This window comes from Oscillochloris sp. ZM17-4, assembly GCF_019599295.1.
In the GTDB taxonomy this organism is placed as follows: Bacteria; Chloroflexota; Chloroflexia; order Chloroflexales; family Chloroflexaceae; genus Oscillochloris.
The window spans coordinates 1-15,803 of record NZ_JAIEWN010000069.1; the positions used below are offsets into that span (position 1 = coordinate 1).

At 65.7% G+C, this 15,803-nt stretch carries 21 protein-coding genes and 1 pseudogene; 10 read left to right on the top strand and 12 right to left on the bottom strand.

Going from position 1 to position 15,803, the window contains the following annotated elements; all coding sequences use genetic code 11:
* The coding region (locus tag K2Z83_RS25965) for a hypothetical protein (protein ID WP_220598075.1) at positions 1-255 on the bottom strand (255 nt) is incomplete at its 3' end.
* Positions 256-1,005: 750 nt separating this feature from the next.
* On the opposite strand from K2Z83_RS25965, the pseudogene K2Z83_RS25970 reads away from it, so the two are divergent.
* Positions 1,006-2,520: pseudogene (locus K2Z83_RS25970) on the top strand (ISL3 family transposase); the annotation flags it as partial.
* Between the two features lie 156 nt (positions 2,521-2,676).
* Here the strand turns inward: K2Z83_RS25970 and K2Z83_RS25975 are convergent.
* The 3 genes from K2Z83_RS25975 to K2Z83_RS25985 all read right to left on the bottom strand — a co-directional run bounded on the left by K2Z83_RS25975 (position 2,677) and on the right by K2Z83_RS25985 (position 4,512).
* Positions 2,677-3,129 carry a DUF3237 domain-containing protein gene (locus K2Z83_RS25975; protein ID WP_220598076.1) on the bottom strand — a complete coding sequence of 151 codons (453 nt, stop codon included), beginning with the start codon at positions 3,127-3,129 and terminating at the stop codon, positions 2,677-2,679.
* A gap of 121 nt (positions 3,130-3,250) precedes the next feature.
* Positions 3,251-3,646 carry a nuclear transport factor 2 family protein gene (locus tag K2Z83_RS25980; RefSeq protein ID WP_220598077.1) on the bottom strand — a complete coding sequence of 132 codons (396 nt, stop codon included), beginning with the start codon at positions 3,644-3,646 and terminating at the stop codon, positions 3,251-3,253.
* A gap of 152 nt (positions 3,647-3,798) precedes the next feature.
* Entirely contained in the window at positions 3,799-4,512 is a 714-nt protein-coding gene (locus K2Z83_RS25985; RefSeq protein ID WP_220598078.1) for a DUF2306 domain-containing protein, read from the bottom strand.
* Positions 4,513-4,686: 174 nt separating this feature from the next.
* Here K2Z83_RS25985 and K2Z83_RS25990 point away from each other — a divergent pair, with 174 nt between their 5' ends.
* The 6 genes from K2Z83_RS25990 to K2Z83_RS26015 all read left to right on the top strand — a co-directional run bounded on the left by K2Z83_RS25990 (position 4,687) and on the right by K2Z83_RS26015 (position 7,880).
* Complete coding sequence (locus K2Z83_RS25990) at positions 4,687-4,950, top strand: hypothetical protein (RefSeq protein WP_220598079.1); 264 nt, start codon at positions 4,687-4,689, stop codon at positions 4,948-4,950.
* A gap of 451 nt (positions 4,951-5,401) precedes the next feature.
* Positions 5,402-6,112 carry a hypothetical protein gene (locus K2Z83_RS25995; protein WP_220598080.1) on the top strand — a complete coding sequence of 237 codons (711 nt, stop codon included), beginning with the start codon at positions 5,402-5,404 and terminating at the stop codon, positions 6,110-6,112.
* Between the two features lie 145 nt (positions 6,113-6,257).
* Complete coding sequence (locus K2Z83_RS26000; RefSeq protein WP_220598081.1) at positions 6,258-6,929, top strand: hypothetical protein; 672 nt, start codon at positions 6,258-6,260, stop codon at positions 6,927-6,929.
* Positions 6,930-6,985: 56 nt separating this feature from the next.
* The gene (locus tag K2Z83_RS26005) at positions 6,986-7,300 is read left to right on the top strand and encodes a YrdB family protein (protein WP_220598082.1); all 315 of its coding nucleotides are present in this window, start codon (positions 6,986-6,988) and stop codon (positions 7,298-7,300) included.
* Positions 7,207-7,545 carry an alpha/beta fold hydrolase gene (locus tag K2Z83_RS26010; RefSeq protein WP_220598083.1) on the top strand — a complete coding sequence of 113 codons (339 nt, stop codon included), beginning with the start codon at positions 7,207-7,209 and terminating at the stop codon, positions 7,543-7,545. Before K2Z83_RS26005 ends, K2Z83_RS26010 begins: the two co-directional genes overlap by 94 nt.
* Positions 7,542-7,880, top strand: coding sequence for a YrdB family protein (locus K2Z83_RS26015; RefSeq protein ID WP_220598084.1), 339 nt, complete (start codon positions 7,542-7,544; stop codon positions 7,878-7,880). The genes K2Z83_RS26010 and K2Z83_RS26015 overlap by 4 nt, the downstream gene beginning before the upstream one ends.
* A gap of 376 nt (positions 7,881-8,256) precedes the next feature.
* Here K2Z83_RS26015 and K2Z83_RS30240 read toward each other — a convergent pair whose 3' ends face one another.
* The 3 genes from K2Z83_RS30240 to K2Z83_RS26030 are packed head-to-tail and all read right to left on the bottom strand — an operon-like array spanning position 8,257 to position 10,309.
* Positions 8,257-8,610 (bottom strand): helix-turn-helix transcriptional regulator, encoded by a 354-nt coding sequence (locus K2Z83_RS30240; protein ID WP_220598085.1) that lies wholly within the window; start codon positions 8,608-8,610, stop codon positions 8,257-8,259.
* Positions 8,607-9,461: a phage antirepressor N-terminal domain-containing protein gene (locus K2Z83_RS26025; RefSeq protein WP_255604524.1), complete on the bottom strand. Its 855-nt coding sequence runs from the start codon at positions 9,459-9,461 to the stop codon at positions 8,607-8,609. Before K2Z83_RS26025 ends, K2Z83_RS30240 begins: the two co-directional genes overlap by 4 nt.
* Positions 9,458-10,309: a LacI family DNA-binding transcriptional regulator gene (locus K2Z83_RS26030; RefSeq protein ID WP_220598087.1), complete on the bottom strand. Its 852-nt coding sequence runs from the start codon at positions 10,307-10,309 to the stop codon at positions 9,458-9,460. The genes K2Z83_RS26025 and K2Z83_RS26030 overlap by 4 nt, the downstream gene beginning before the upstream one ends.
* A gap of 188 nt (positions 10,310-10,497) precedes the next feature.
* On the opposite strand from K2Z83_RS26030, the gene K2Z83_RS26035 reads away from it, so the two are divergent.
* Complete coding sequence (locus K2Z83_RS26035) at positions 10,498-10,983, top strand: acyl-CoA thioesterase (RefSeq protein ID WP_220598088.1); 486 nt, start codon at positions 10,498-10,500, stop codon at positions 10,981-10,983.
* An 88-nt stretch (positions 10,984-11,071) separates the two neighbouring features.
* Here K2Z83_RS26035 and K2Z83_RS26040 read toward each other — a convergent pair whose 3' ends face one another.
* Positions 11,072-12,226, bottom strand: a complete 1,155-nt coding sequence (locus K2Z83_RS26040; RefSeq protein WP_220598089.1) for an RNA-guided endonuclease TnpB family protein — start codon at positions 12,224-12,226, stop codon at positions 11,072-11,074.
* Between the two features lie 227 nt (positions 12,227-12,453).
* Between K2Z83_RS26040 and K2Z83_RS26045 the strand changes: the two genes are divergently transcribed.
* Positions 12,454-13,002 (top strand): hypothetical protein, encoded by a 549-nt coding sequence (locus K2Z83_RS26045; RefSeq protein ID WP_220598090.1) that lies wholly within the window; start codon positions 12,454-12,456, stop codon positions 13,000-13,002.
* A gap of 319 nt (positions 13,003-13,321) precedes the next feature.
* Positions 13,322-14,065, top strand: coding sequence for a M50 family metallopeptidase (locus K2Z83_RS26050; protein WP_220598091.1), 744 nt, complete (start codon positions 13,322-13,324; stop codon positions 14,063-14,065).
* Between the two features lie 69 nt (positions 14,066-14,134).
* On the opposite strand, the gene K2Z83_RS26055 is transcribed toward K2Z83_RS26050, so the two are convergent.
* The 4 genes from K2Z83_RS26055 to K2Z83_RS26070 all read right to left on the bottom strand — a co-directional run.
* On the bottom strand, positions 14,135-14,995 hold the full coding sequence (locus tag K2Z83_RS26055) for a UbiA family prenyltransferase (RefSeq protein ID WP_370650281.1): 861 nt from the start codon (positions 14,993-14,995) through the stop codon (positions 14,135-14,137).
* Positions 14,992-15,204 (bottom strand): winged helix-turn-helix domain-containing protein, encoded by a 213-nt coding sequence (locus K2Z83_RS26060; RefSeq protein ID WP_220598093.1) that lies wholly within the window; start codon positions 15,202-15,204, stop codon positions 14,992-14,994. Before K2Z83_RS26060 ends, K2Z83_RS26055 begins: the two co-directional genes overlap by 4 nt.
* Positions 15,205-15,441, bottom strand: coding sequence for a hypothetical protein (locus K2Z83_RS26065; protein WP_220598094.1), 237 nt, complete (start codon positions 15,439-15,441; stop codon positions 15,205-15,207).
* Between the two features lie 214 nt (positions 15,442-15,655).
* Positions 15,656-15,803 (bottom strand): helix-turn-helix transcriptional regulator (locus K2Z83_RS26070; protein ID WP_220598095.1); only part of this gene is annotated, 148 nt, incomplete at its 5' end.

Here is a 15,803-nt window from a genome sequence, read left to right on the forward strand (position 1 = left end):
GACTGTCAAGCTGATTCGGCCCTTCTGAAACCTTGTCTTGCCGCCAAAATCAATGCGGTTTGGGACGCCACTAAGTTGATCGGTGGTGCAAGCTGATTGAAGGGTGGGGGAGGCAGGAGGAGCGGAGACCGGGAGGGAATCGGCGGGGTTGCTTGCGGCATGTGCGATGGATGCCCAGCCACTTTGCCCGATGATAAGCGTGAACAGGATGATTAACCGCGACAGCCGATAGGTAAGACCGTTAGTGGATGACATGCTGCCTCCTGTGCTTAGAAACTGGAGTTGTGGGCAACCGCATATTGTGAGGTATGATCTAAGCAGACCTGACGCTACATCGGGAGGGTATAGAGGAGCGAGCGACATCACTAAGATGCGCAGAGCTTCCAGATGGCAAGAATGATCTGTGGTGAGCGACCTTTCTCAGTGAGGTATACGAGGCACTCATCAATCGAGTGATGGATACCGGTACTATAAGAAAAGTTAAAACAGACGTACTCTACTACGCTATGTATTCATCCGTCAATACATGCTTCGTGGCGATCCTGTAACCAATGCTCTCCGGCGCGTAGCGGGGTTTAGCAGCGCCCACACGTCGGATATCGATGCACGATCCTCCCGTCACCTCGGAGCTGATCAACGGCACTGCATTTCGCAGCAGGCAGCCCGGGCCGCACGTGTCCGAGCATTCTTCGCCCGCTCTCCTTCGGCACCCTGCCCGCCTTCCTGCCGGTTGGTCGGCAACCTGCGCGAGGTGATCCTCTCCCCCGGCAGTCTCTTTCTCGGCGAGCCGACCATGATCCTCTCCGATAAGATCCGCGACCCGCGCGTTCACCGGACGATCATCCAGGTGATCGGGGCCGGCGCGCATACGCTGGGCGAGATCAGCGCGGCGAGTTTCGTGAGCAAGACGCATCTGCCAGCATACCTCGCGCGGCTGCAAGAGCTGCGCCTCATCGAGCGGCGGCGGCCCGCGACAGTTCCTGTGGCTGAGCACCGACCTGTCCCCGCTGTGCGGCTGCGGCCACGCGTGTGCATAGCACCTACACACGAACCCTCGCCGATCTGCCGTGGGCCGATGTGGGCGTTCGCGTGCAGATCCACGTGCGGAAGTGCAAGTGCGCCACATCCACCTGTTCACGCCAGATCTTCTGTGAACGCCTGCCGCAAGTTGCTCGCCCGTGGGCACGGCGTACCGAACGTTTGGCGGCGCAGCAGCAGCGCATTGGGGTCGCCTTGGGCGGGGCCGCTGGCCAGCGCTTGGCCGAAGAGCTGGATCACGCGGCGAGCCGCGATACGCTGCTCCGGCTGGTACGCTGCACGGCGATGCCCGATCCGCCGACCCCACGCATTCTGGGCGTCGATGACTGGGCGCGGCGCAAAGGCCATACCTATGGCACCATCCTGATCGATATCGAGCGCGGAACCATTATTGACCTGCTCCCCGACCGCTCAGCGGATACCTTGGCCCAGTGGCGCATGGATCATCCCGGGGTCGAAGTCATCAGTCGTGATCGCGGTGGTGCCTATGCGGATGGAGCCCGCACGGGTTCCCCAGATGCGGTGCAGGTCGCGGATCGCTGGCATGTGCTGAAGAATCTGGGGGATGCGCTGGTGAAGCTCTTCGACCAGCAGCGGGCCGCGATTGAGGCGACGCTTCGCCCACCTACCGCAACTCCCCCGGCCCCCGCGGTGGACGCGGTCACGGTGCCGACGGTCGCTTCGCCGCGTACAGATGCCCTGGAGAGCCGCCCGGCTGACCGGCGGCGTGTGCGTTATGATGACGTGTGTGCCCTGCATGCTCAAGGCTGGAGCCGCAGCGCGATTGCCGATCATGTCGGGCTCCATCGCGACACGGTGCGCACCTACCTTCAGGCACCGAGCTTCCCGGAACGCGCGCCGCGCTCAATCCAACCCAGCATCCTCGACCCCTTCAAGCCCTACATCCTCGAACGATGGAATGCGGGTTGTCATACCGGAACGGTGGTCGCCCGCGAGCTGAAGGCGCGGGGCTATCGGGGCAGTTCCACGACGGTATTGGACTATATCACCCAGCTGCGCAAAGCGGCGGGCATCCCGCCCAAGCGGCGGGTGGGGATCACGGCGGGAGCCATAACCGATCCTACCCAGCGCGTTCCAAGCTCACGAGATCTGATCTGGTTGGTGCTTCGGCGCCCCGAGCAGCGTGACGCAGAGGAACAGACTCAGCTTGATCGGCTGGCAACCAGCCATCCCGATGTGACGCTCGGCATCACATTGGTGCAGGAGTTTGTGACCATGGTGCGTGAGCGTCAGCCGGAACCGCTTGATGCCTGGCTCGCCCGCACGGAACAGAGTGGCTTGGCACCCTTAGTCAGCTTTGCCAACGGCATCCGAAAAGATTATGCGGCAGTGAAAGCCAGGCTGACCTTGAAATGGAGCAATGGCCCGACCGAGGACCACGTTAATCGGCTAAAGCAGGTGAAGCGGCAGATGTATGGTCGTGCGAAACTCGATCTGTTGAAGCTCCGGCTCATGGCCTGATCGCGCCTGGCACCGGGATCACCAAAAGTGCGCAAGAGCCAAAGGGAGTTCGGGATCACCAAAAGCGCGCAAGAGCCCGGCATAGCGCCATTATAGAGCAGGCGCCGCATCAATGGAGCGTGGAGCGCCCAATGCATCGAGGCGAGCGCAGGCCGCTCAGCTTGCCAGATTAAACAGCGTGTACTCGGCGCCACCTGGCATCAGCCGGCCCTCGGCGACCGCCACCAGACCATTCAGCCACGCATAGCGCGCATCGCCGGTCTCAAAGCGTGGCTGGATGAAGTAGTACATATCGCCATACTCGGCCGCGCGGCCTTGCGCGAGAGCCGCCCCCACCTGCGCGTTCGAGCGGGCGATGCCATAATACTGCATATAGATAGGGGCACCGTCCGCCGTCTGAAGCGTCAGCCGGCCATCCACATGGCCGACACCGGCCGGGTCAATCAGCAGCCAGTCACCGCCGCTCGGCAGCACCGTCCCTCGCAGGCGCGGCCCCTCAAAGCTACCGCCTGTGCAGTCCCCGATAAGTCGCTGGCCCTGCGGCCCCTTCCCTACCTCAACGGGCGGCTTCACCTCTGCGTGCAATGTCATCAGCGGAATGAGTTTCACCGAGCGATCTCCTTACTCCATAGTATCGCGTAACCGGGCCAAGTTTGCCTACAGTATCCTTCCAACGCTCAGTCTACGCTCCCGTGATGGGCGTCTGCTCGCTGCGCCGTTGGGCAGCGACCTAGCGGAATGCCTCACCGGCAGCGTATGTATCGAAGAACTCCTGGAATCGTGCCACCTTGCCGTCGCGCAAGGTCACCAGGTGGACGAAGTCAGACTCATACACCTTCCTCGTCGCAATCGCGCGACACGTCATATGGCCAACGACGGCGACCGAGTCTGCATCCACCAGCATCTTGCACGGTTCCAGAGCCAGGATGTCCTCAGCCTCCCGTCCGATGTCGACCCACGAAAGGAAGCCCGCGTGTCCCCGCCACGTGCCCCCCGCAGGGTTGTATGGGTTCGCGGGCTCGCCCCACTCAATATCAGGGGCCAGCATGTCAAGCATTGCCGGAATATCCCGGTTGCCGAAGGCGGCATAGAGGCGCTGGACAATTGTGACGTTCTCGGCACCCATGTGATGTTCCCTCCTCCTGTAGTTATACCAACTAGAATTGAGCAAGCCGCATACACACCGCCGCCAGAGCGCGTTGGAACGCCATGCGCGGTAATCTGAAATCTGTAATGGTATTACATTGTGTACGGCTGACCGCTCGCTAACGGCGCGCACTACATGGTCGCCGGGCCTGAATGGGCAAGCCGCACCCCCGACGGACGTGGCCATCTCTGGATGATCGCCTCGGCGATGAGCAGGTTGGGGACCCAGCAGAGCCAGGCCACGAGCGGGTAGGCCGTGTCGAACGGCAGATGACCAACCTTCAGCAACAGCGGGAGCCAGAGCCGTAGGGTGACGGCCGCAAGCGTCAGCGCGATGTTGCGCAGCATCCACCGTCGGTGGGCCGCCACCTGCTTCGCCCGGATCGCCCAGTAGCCGAGCCACGCCGTGGTAAGCCAGCCAAGCGCCATGGTGCCGAAGCCGAGCCTGCTTGCGAGGTTTCCATAGGCGACTGCCGCCATCGCCAGGCCCCCGAGGCCGCCCACGAGCATGCCGAGCATTGCGGCCCGGCCGAGCCAGCGATGGGCTGCCGCGCCACGGCGACGCAGCTGCGGCACAAGCTGGAGCGGTGCGATGGCCAGGGCCACGATCCCGCCCACGATGTGTGCGCTGATGGCGACGCGGTGAACCGCGAGCGAGGGGCGCAGCGGGGCGGGAAATGCGCCCGTCACCAGCACGAACCCGGCGTACGCGACCACGACCACGGCCAGCAGAAGCATGACGCCCCAGCCAAAGGCCTGAAGCAGACGGCGGATCATCTGCCACCGCCGCCTACGCCGCTCCTCTCCCGCGTCGATCCGCCTGGTCTCATGCGTGTTCGCCTGCATCGCTGTTTCCCTTCTGCGTCAGTCCGTCGTGTCGATACCACCAGGATAGGGCGACCGGACGCGTGGTGCCTCTACCGGGCGATAGAGATCGTAGGCGGGTTGCTCCGCTGTGTTGCTCCTGCCAGGCTCTATCGTGAGCTCTACCGCGCGATAGAGGCGGCGGAACGAGCCCGCTTGTGGTACGCGAGCGCGGGCGGGCGGCTGCTGGGCGCGCCGCTTGCGCCCAGGGAGCGGCGGCTCGCGCTGCTGCGCAGCCTGACGACGCCCGCCATCTTCCTGATCTCGATCCCGCTCGCCTTCCTCAGCAGCAACCTGGCCCGCTACTCCTGGATCCTGATCGCACTGGTTCTGGTCGTATCGCCCAGGATTGCGCTGCCCCATTGGCTGCTGCGCGGCAGGGCGGACAGAACCCCATCACGCACCCGCACGCCGCGCTAGCACAGCGCTCCAGAAGTTCATTGCGCGTTGGGCCGCCGCACTGTCAGCTACCACGGAACGAACGCGGCTCCGCGCAGCCGGACCGCCGGACAGCCGCGCAGCTGGGCAGAGCCACGAAAAGGCTGGTGCCGGGACCGGAAACGCCGCAGCCGGGCACAGCCCCGAAAAAGGCTGGTGCCGGGACCGGAAACGCCGCAGCCGGGCACAGCCCCGAGAACGACCGTTGCGTAACAGAAAAGCTGCTGCCGAGCACGGCTGGCGGCGGAGCCAACCACTGCAACCGAGCAGGCACGCCTGCATGCCTGGCTGGCCACTCTGGAGAGCCAGCTCCTCCGGGTGCGCGGCAGCTACGACGCGGCGATCACCTGCGCCCACGCGGCCCTGGCGCTCGCGCCCACCGACGAGCCTGTGCTACGCGGATTCATCATGGTCAGCATGGCGCTGGCCCTGCATGAGCGGGCAGCTCCGCGCGGCTGTCGCACCCTACGAGGAGTCGCTCGTGGCCCTCGCCGCCGAGGATCGCTACACGGCGACTCTAACCCGCTGCCTGCTTGGCACACTGCACCAGAGCCTGGGCGACTGGGATGCGGCGACGCGGGCGTATGCGCAGGTGCGTGCCCAGGCGGATCAGATCGTCCATGGCGTGCCGACCTGCCTGCCGACAGCGGGCTGGGCGCTGATCGGCCTGGGCGACATGGCCTACGCCCGCGATAATCTCGACCTGGCCGAGCAGCAGCTGGTTGAGAGGGTGAGCCTGGCCGAGCAGGGCGCGCTGCGTGATGCCCTGCCCTTCGGCTACGCGGCGCTCACCTTGCTGCGCCTGGCCCAGGGGCAGGGAGATGCGGCGCGGGCGACGAGCGAGACGATGACCCGCTTTGCCGCGCAGGAGCTGCATCTGCCACTGGTCATCGAGTGGTCGGGAGCGGTTGCCGCACGCGTAGCCCTGGCACAGGATGATCTGGCCGCCGCCACGCGCTGGACCCAGCGCTCTACGCCGCCACCCGCGGCCCTGTTCCCCTCGCAGGCATGCGCGCTGATGACCTTCCTACGCGTGCAGCTGCGGATGGGGCCCGCCAGCGCGTCGCTCCACCTCGTCGCTGGCCCAAGCATAGCCCGCCCGTCCGCCCTACGCCTCTACCGCAGGGTAGATTCGGCCTGCTGACCTGCGGCCGCCTATGCCCTACCTCCAGCTCTATCGACAGATAGAGGCAGAGCGCTCAGCCGGCTGCTAGACTGGCCCCATACACAGACCTAGTCGCGGAGGTAGCGCGATGAGCATCTACAAGATCACGAAGGAAGGTACCTGTATGACTCAACGCTCCGATCACGCCCGCCTCAGCGCGGCCGCGCTCGCCATCTCCGGCGTCTTCTTTGCGATCTACCCGGCGCTGCGGCCCTTCTCCGATGAGGTCACGCTCGCCGGGGCGGCCGCCTTCGGCGCCGACGCCTGGCTGGTGGCGCATATGCTGGCGATGGTGGCCTTCACCCTGCTGCCGGTGGGCCTCTTCGGGCTCTACCGCCTGCTTGAGGATAGCCCCGCCCGGTGCATGAGCGCATGGGCGCTGGTGATCGGGCAGGTCGGCGTCGGCTTCACCCTGCCGTTCTATGGCGGCGAGGCCTATGGGCTGCACGCGATCGGCCAGGAGGCCCTGGCACGTCAGGACGCGAGCCTGCTCAGCATCGCGGCGGCGGTGCGGGCCGGCCCCGGGCTGCTGCTATTCCTCAGCGGGCTGCTGCTGCTCGGGGGGAGCGCCATCCTCGCCGCGATCGCGATCTGGCGCTCGGGCCGCTACCCCATCTGGAGCGGCGTGCCCCTGGCGCTCGGGCTGGCGCTCTACATCCCGCAGTTCTTCGGCACGCAGCCGCTGCGGGTGGCCCACGGCCTGCTGGTGGCCGTCGGCTGCCTCTGGGTCGCGCTCGACCTCTGGCGCGGCAGCGCGGCGACCTACGCGCGCCAGGTGGCCGTGCGGGGGAGCTAAGATGTACCGCCGGCTGGGGCAGTTGGTTCAGCCATAATGAAAGGAGGAATCGCGCGATGCGATCAACGCTCACCTGGGTGAAGGTCGGCCTGCGCGGCCTGATGGAGGCCGGGATCATCGTCGCCTTCGGCTACTGGGGCTACCAGATCGGCCAGACAGCGGGCGGCAGGCTGCTCTGGGCGATCGGCGCGCCAACGGTGGCCTTCGGCATCTGGGGCACGATCGACTTTCGCCAGGCCGGGGCGCTGGCCGAGCCACTGCGCCCGACCAGGCGCTGTTGCGACAGTCTGTCTACGCGCGCGCCTTCTCGGCCATGCTGCGCGGGGCGCTCCAGCAGGGGCCATCCGGGCTCCAGCAGGATGTGGCGCTGATGGTCTCGCCATGGGGCTTTGTGCTTGCCGAGGTAGCGGCACCCACCTTCTTCTGGCAGGGCGATGTCGACACGGACGTGACGCCGGAGATGGCCCGCTTTTTGGCAGGAGCTATCCCCGGCGCCCAGCTGCGCATCTTCGCGGGCGAGGGGCACCTCTCGCTCGCCGTGAAGCACGCGCCGACGGCGCTCCAGGCGCTGGCTTGCGAGGTATCTCCCCGCCTCCAGAAAGATGTTCACTCATGAGTCTGATCAAAGCTGCGAACCTGGCGCTGCGCTTCACCCTGGAGCTGTGCGCCCTCGCCGCGCTGGGGTATTGGGGCTACAGCGTTGGCGAAAGCCCGATCACCAAGGTCGGATTGGCGATAGGCGCCCCGCTGCTGGCCGCGCTGGTGTGGGGCACGTTTGTGGCCCCGGGTGCCGCGATGCGCGCATCGGGGGCGCTCTACCTGGCCATGGAGTTCGCAATCCTCTGGGGGGCCGCCGCCGCGCTGTATGCGAGCGGGCGCGGAACCCTGGCCTGTATTCTTGCCGTCGCCATCCTGGCCAATCGTATCCTGATGCAGATCTGGGGCCAATGAGCCACACGCAGATCACTGCTTTGAGCGGCGGTGGCGATCATGCTTCTGCTGGTTGGGCTGTGCGGCTGGCTCGACTCGCGGCTCGCCTGGCCGCAGCCAGCGACACTACCGTTGTAAATGAGACCACATGGCATCATCGATAATGTCACCCGCGTGAAAGGCATTCCTTAGCGAAATAGCTCACATGGGCTGTTATTTATGACAATCTCGATGAGAAGTCGCACCACAGCATCACCGTAACCGTTATGTCGAGCTTCCCGTTATGTGGAACATCTATGGCCATAGGTTGCACACACACCCGTTCGAGACATCCCAACTGCCCTGAAGCCACCACAATGATTCTTTGGCCTCTATGCACCTATGCCCTACCTGCCACTCATGGCTCCGGCAGTGCCGGGGGCGGGGCATCCAGAGACTCAAGGACAAACTGAAGCTGGGCGAGGCGCGCAGTATCGGCTCGATCCAGCACACCGATAAGCGCAACCGCATCGTCACGCTCAGCAAGCAGCGCGGCGGCCGAACAGCCAACGGCCAAAGCCAGGCTACGCAGTCGCGCACTGCTCGGCGGGGTGTCCCCACGCTCATACTTCATAATGACCGTGTGATCGCGCAGCCCCACGCGCTGCGCGACCTCACGAAGCGAGAGTCCCGCCAGCTCCCGCGCCTCACGTAGCCGCCGTCCCACCTGCACCGCTGCGGTGCGCTCATCGGAGGACAGGCTGCTCCTCATAACTCTAGGCTTTTCTGCTCGGAGCTTGCCAATCGCTCGCCGGTGAGGGCATGGTAGGAGTCCTGGATAAAGGCGAGGCACTCCTCATACGCGCCAGCAGGAATGTCGGTGTATGAAGTGACACGGAATCGCATGGTCACCAACGCCCAGCAGGCATGGATCGCCGTTCCGGGCGTGAGGCGCGCATCGCGGGCTGCACGAGCGTGGCCCCAGACGTGAACCATATCGTAGATCACACGGCGCTGGGCGGGAGTTAGCTTGTTGGCAAGCGCCTGCTCAAGCTCACGAACCCGTGTGCGGAGCGCGTCCATATCACCGCGCAACGTCTGCCATACGGTGCGGGCGCGCTCCTGGCTCGTCTCCAGCGCGGCCTGCCGCTCGGCCAACGCCTGGAGCGAGGGGTCAATGGCATCGAGCTGGGCAAGATCCTCGATCTGACGACTCGACTGCTCTGTAAGCCCGATGAGCTGGGCAAAGGCAGCATAGACCGAGATACGGAGATATTCCTGCACATAGCGCACGCGATCTTGTACCGCAGCATCGACACGACGGCTCTGGATACGCAGCATCCACAGGGGGATACGCTCTAGCTCTAGGAAGTCCTGGTCGCTCGGCCCTCTGGAGGTACGAACGCGAAACTGTCGCATGCCAGGGCTCAGCTGCTCGTCGCTCAGGATGCGCCGCCGCTGAGCAGGGAAGGTGATCCCAAGCACATCGCAGAGATCATGGATGCTGAGGTAGATGCTGCCGTCCGGCCCGCGCACCGAGAGAACTGCCCCGCCGAAGAGGGCAATGGGCAGCTGCTCGGTCGGGCGCAGCGGGGTATGCGAATCAGTCGGAGGTATGCTCATGTGCTTTTCTTCCTCGCTCTATTGGTGGCTGACATCCACCATTTTACCAAACGGGCGTCCTCGATGGCGCGCATCGCGTAGATCGCCAGCAGGTCGGAGGCGGCCACGATCGCGGTGGGCGGGCTCGGCGCGGCCAGGAGGGCGCGGGTGGCGGCGCGGGTCTCGGTCTCGGTGGCGAGGTCGTTGACGGCCAGGTCGACATCGAGGGGCAGGCCGGCGGCGGCGAGGGCCTGGCAGTAGCCGTCGAAGCGGTGCTGGATGTAGGTGTAGGCGCGCGAGAGGCCGAGGAAGGCGATCCGGCGGTGGCCGAGGCCGATCAGGTGGCTGGCGCTGGCGAAGGTGCCGGCCTGGCTGTCGAGATCGACATAGGCGTAGTCGAGGTCGAGGGCGGTGCGGCCGAAGGCCACGAAGGGCAGGCCCTCGGCGGCCATGTACGCGACGCGCTGATCGTGCTCGCGGATATCGGCCAGGATGAGGCCATCGGCGCGGCCGCCGCGCAGGAGGCGGGCGAAGTCGGCGCGGTAGTCCGCATCGTCGCGCAGCGGGTGGAAGAGGAGGTCGAGGCCGTGGCGGGCGCAGCTGCGGGCGAGGACGGCGATAAAGTCCTTGAACTGCATATCGCCGGCGGGCTGGTCGCCGATCTCGGGGAGGTAGGCGACCACATCGCTGCGCTGGCCCTGGAGGCGGCGGGCGACGGCGCTGGGGTGGTAGTTGAGCTCGGCGGCGGCGGCGAGGACGCGCTCGCGGGTGGCCTGGCTGACATCGGGGGCGTTGTTGAGGGCGCGCGAGGCGGTGCCGACGCCGACGCCGGCGCGTTTGGCGATATCGACGATGGTTGGCTTGGCCATCGGTGGCTCCGTGATCGTGATGGAAACGTTTCCGGACTGGATGTGACGAGTATAGATGGAAACGTTTCCGGTGTCAAGCAGCAGATACCCGGCAGACCCAGGCGGATCCCCCCGTCCGTGTAGGGGAGATCCCTGACAGGCGGGGATCACCTATAATGGCCCAAGGCAGTAGGACAGGAGCACGAGCGATGAGCGACAGAGCGGGCGAGCGGCCCAGGCGGGCGGCCGACGAGGAGCGTGTGGCCGACATCATCCTGCCGCACCAGACAAACGGCTTCGGCACGATGTTCGGCGGCGACCTGATGGCCCTGATGGATAAGGCGGCGGCGATCGCGGCGCTGCGCTTCTGCCGCCAGCCGGTGGTGACGGCGTCGACCGAGCGGCTCGACTTCCGCACGCCGATCAGCCAGGGCGAGATCGTCGAGGCCTCGGCGAAGGTGATCTACGTGGGCCGCACCTCGATGGTGGTGCGGGTGCGCGTCTTCGCCGAGCACCCCCTGCGCGGGGACCGGCGGGTCTGCACGACGGGCTACTTCAGCATGGTGGCGATCTCGCGGGACGGCGGGCGGCCGCACGCGGTGCCCGAGCTGCTGCTGCCCGACGAGGATGCCCGCGCCGAGCAGGCGGTGGGCGCGGAGATCCACCAGTCGATCGCCGACAGGCGGAACAAGTGAAATACCCAAGGCTAAAGCTCTTGGGCTTCCTGCTTCATCGACTCGTGCCAACCATGACGATTGGGCTTACCGGGTCTCGACAGGCGTTTTATGTCTCGGCGTGTCCCGCCGCGACCCTCAAATCAAACAGGCGCTTGCCTTCACGGTCAATGTTTCGTGCGGCGTTCACATCCCGGTCGTGATGCACGCCGCACGCAGGATTGAGGCAATCCCACTCGCGCACGGCCAGGGTCAGCTCGTGTATCCAGCCGCACGTGCCACACATTTTCGAGGAGGCGAAGAAACGCCCTATCGCAACCACATGGGTGTCGTTCCGGTCGGCCTTGTACTCCAGCATCGACCGGAACATGCCCCATCCCGCATCCAGAACACTCGTAGCCAGCTTGGTTTTCGCAAGGCCGCGAATGCTCAGATCCTCTATCGAAACGAGGTCGTAGTGACGAACCAGATCCGTACTCAGCTTGTGCAGAAAGTCGTTGCGCTGGTTCCGGATCTTCTGGTGCAGGCGGGCCACCACGACTCGCGCCTTGTCCCGGTTGTGGCTACCACGCACCTTGCGGCTGAGTGCCTGCTGTGCGCGGCGCAGCTTACGGCGCTGCGTGCGATACCAGCGCGGGTTCGCAATCGTCTCGCCGGTCGAATACACCGCCAGCGACTTCAAGCCCACGTCTATGCCAACGTGGGTCTGTACCGGACGCTCCGTGCGTGGTGCGGCCTGCTGTTCGGTGACGAGGCTGACGAACCAATGCCCGCTCGGCTCCCGCTTGAACGTCGCACCCTTCGTGACACCCTCCAGCGGGCGATGCACGACCGCACGGATCATGCCGATCTTCGGCACCGATACGGACTCGGCGTGCAGTTCGACTCGCTGCGGGATGCGAAAGCGCGGCGTGTCGGTCTTGCGCGACTTGAACCGGGGAAATCCTTTGCGCTTCTCGCCCCGCTTGATGCGGCGAAAGAAGTGCTGGTACGCGCTATCGAGATCCCGCAACGCCTGCTGCAACGATTGCGAATCCATCTCGCGCAGCCACGCTGTTCCCGGCTGCTGTTTCAGCGCCGTCAGCTCCGCAGAGAGCGCCGCAAACCCCAACGTCCCGCCCGTCTGCTGGTAGTGAGTCTTCTTGCGATCCAAGGCCCAATTCCACACGAACCGCCTTGCCCCAGCAAACTGGTTGAGCAAGATTTCTTGCGCAACGGTGGGGTTGAGGCGATAGCGGTAGGTCGTCTGGATCGTTCGTGTCATAGCTCTATTATACCAGATTATTTGTTCTACTACAAGTGCTTTAGTGCATTAGGAAGCCGTATCGGATGGCTAAAGCCGCTAAAGACTTCGGCGAGCTCAGTCGAGCCGCGGGTGAAGCCCTTATATCCCAGCGCTAAAGCTGCTGGGCTTTACGGGCTATTTCTGTAATGTTGAATGCTGAATGCTGAATGCTGAATGCTAAAGGTTCTAGAGGGAACAGAGTCGTAGTGCGCCATTCCACATTCCACATTCAGCATTCAACATTGCTGGCGCTCTTGATCGCTAGTGCTTTACTCGCCGCCTGCGGCCGCCTCATAGAGAGCCAGCCGGGGCCAGCCCTGCCGGTGGCCACGCTGATGCCCACGCCCACCGGCGCGCCGCCGGCCGAGGCGACGGCCGCGCCCGCGCAGCCCCCCGCCGACAGCGGCTGGATCGACGCGGCGCCGGGGGCCGAGCTGCGCCGCCTGCGGGTCGCCCTGGGCGAGGGCATCCAGGCCCAGCTGCGGGTGGTGCGGCTCGACCCGGCGCTGCTGCGCTTCGAGGTGGGCTACGCGCCCGACAGCCCGCGCGTGATCGGGCGCTGGGCGCGGGATCGCGGGGCGCTGGCGGCGATCAACGGGGGCTTCTTCGACGAGCAGGGCCGCACGGTGTCGCTGCTGGCGCAGGCGGGCCAGGTCTTCGGCGAGAGCTACGTCGGGCGGGGCGGGATGTTCTCGGTGAGCCCAGACGGCGCGCTGCGCCTGCGCGGGCTGCGGGGTGTGGAGATGAGACGCTGAGAACTCCCCTTCTCGCGAGTAATAGGAGCGCACTAAGTCGGGGGCATACCTACTATCGCGTATCGCGATTATGTCTGCGCCCGTCCATATCCTCCCCCGACGTTTGAGGGCTCTCCCTTGAACAGGCAAGCCCTTACCTCGAATGCGCCAAAGCGCTTGATGCCGCGCTCGGCACGAGTCTCGCGAAGCCGACACGCCCGTGGTGGGGCCTGTGGTAGGCGGTGTCGCACCAAGTGCCTCCCAGCGCGCTACCTCTGCAACATGGAGGCCGACTGTGGCGTCAGTCTTACAGACCCATCGCACTGACTTGGGAGGTTCGATGTACCCTCCATCATCCAGCAGCACCACGCCGCCAGCGGCGCTCACTCCTGGCATCACGACGATCATCGCCGCCCTATCTGCCATCGTGCTTGGCTGGCTCGGCCCGCTCGCCTACCCCTTCCGCCTGCTCACCACCATCGTCCACGAGTTGAGCCACGGGCTGGTCACCCTGCTGACCGGCGGGGCCTTTCTGCGCTTCGTGGTCTTCCCTGACGGCGCGGGCCTGGCCTACACCGCCGGGGGCATCCGCTGGCTGATCATCCCGGCGGGCTATGTCGGCGCGGCCCTCTTCGGCGCGGCGCTGATCACGCTGGGCCGCAGCCAGCAGCGCAGTCGGGTCGCCTTGGGCGTGCTCGGTGCCGCCCTCGCCCTGCTCACGCTGCGCTACGGCTTGCCCACCGTGCTCAGCGCCCAATTCCTCAGCGGCCTGCTGACGGTCGGCACCGGCGTCGGGCTCGGCGCGCTGCTGCTCGTCGCCGCCTGGCGGGTGGGCGCACGCTGGTCGCTCTTCCTGCTCAACCTTGTGGCCTTCTGGGTCGGGCTGAGCGCCCTGGGCGACCTCGGCACGCTCTTCACGGTGACGACGGTGAGCGGGCTCGGCGAGCTGAGCGACGCGCACGCGATGGCCCGCATCACCTTCCTGCCGCCCGTGTTCTGGGCGCTGGCCTGGGTGCTGGTCGCCGGCGCGGCGTTGGGCTTTGCCCTCTGGCGCACGTGGCTCCGCCCGCGAGGCACGCCCTGAGCTACGTGCGGGGCAGGAGAAAACTCGGCTCATCGACAAGAATGACAAGGTATGCCATGCCTGCCCTCGTCAGCGCGCAACCAATGAGCCGATGAGAGACGCCAGCAGGCCCAAGGAGCCGCTCAGGTAGAGCCCGCGCATGGCCTTGCGGCCTTCGGCGGGGGTGTGGCTGCCAAGGAGCCTGGTCACGAAGAAGATGATCAGCAGATCCATCAGCCCGATTGGCATGAGGTACGCCAGCCCGAACGTGCCCCGCCCGACGGGCAGCAGGGTCAGCAGCACGACGAGGCCAAAGAGCGCGCCCGAGATACGCAGCGCCGCCGCTCTCCCGCGCATAAGCGCAATGGAGCGCGAGCCGCGTTGCTGGTCGCCCTCGGCGTCCATGGCATCCCCGGCGATCTCCTCGGCGAGGTCAAACACCAGGGCGATCAGCGCGAACGTCCAGACGGTCGGGCTCCACGGCTGCCCCACGGCGATGCTGCCGAGGATAAAGGTGATCCCCACCGAGACGGCGACCACGAGGTTGCCCCACAGCCCCGCCGCCTTCAGCTTCCAGTTGTAGGCGAAGCCCATCAGCCAGATCACCAGACTCAGCCCGAGGGCGAGCGGGCCGAATGCCGCAGCCGCCGCGAGCCCGAGGATCGCTGTGCCGATCCCCAACGCCATCACCTCGTGTGGGGTGAGGATACCGGCGGGCAAGGGGCGCTGCGGCGCGTTCACGCGGTCAACCTCAAGGTCAAAGTAATCGTTGGTGATCAGCGCCGAGCCGGACAGCAAGAAGCCGCACACGAAGCCAAGCCCCATCGCCGAACGCGGAGGGGCGGTGCCCAAGGCCAGCACCTCCCCGAGCAGGACACACACGCCCGCCGCAGCAGGAAGCTCAGGCCGGAAGACCTGGAGGACGCCTCGGGCTTTATCTTTGAGCGTCACAGACGGGTGCATGATGTTTTTCCCTGAGCCCAGATCAGGCTCTCTATGCCGGTGATGCGGAACCAGCCTCGGCGCAGGCTCTCCGCCAGCTTGGCCTTACCCAGGTGGGTGCGCGCCCAGCCGACCTTGTTATTGAAGCGGGGCGGGCGCGGCGGCGGCCAGCAGGGCCAGGAGCATGGCGGCGATTGCCAGTCGTCTGATGATGACACTCATGGGGCCACCTCATCTGTATCGGCGACATCAGCGGGCGCGTGGCGCTGCACCAGCAGCAGCGGCAGGCCCAGGTCGCGGATGCTTGCCAGGACGCCGTGCAGGGCGGCCTGGTCGGACAGGGTGCCGCGCAGCCGGGTGGTGCCATCTGGCAGCGAGGTGATCGTGAGTCCCTGGAGGCGCTGCGCCCAGCGCTGATCGAGCTGGCCCCTGACGATGATCGTGTAGCGCTCCATGTGGACCTCCCTTTCAGACATAGTTGTACACCCGCAGCGCGCGGATGTGGCCTATCGAAAGGTAGGTTGGGGGGTAGGGGGTGGGTGGAGGCGCGGATAGGGGCGACCGGGAGCGCACGAAACCGTCGGGTGGGGAGGGTATGGACGGGCGCAGACATGCGCGCGAAGGTATGCGGTGCCCCCCCGACGTTTTTGTGCGCTCACCGCAAGCAACTTACGTGATCAGCCCCAGCGCCCGGGCGCGGGCCACGGCCTGGGTGCGCCGGCTGACGCCGAGCTTGGCGTAGATATTGTGCGCGTGCCACTTGGCGGTGCCGACGGTGATCACCAGGCGCTCGGCGATGGCCTGGTTTGAGCAGCCC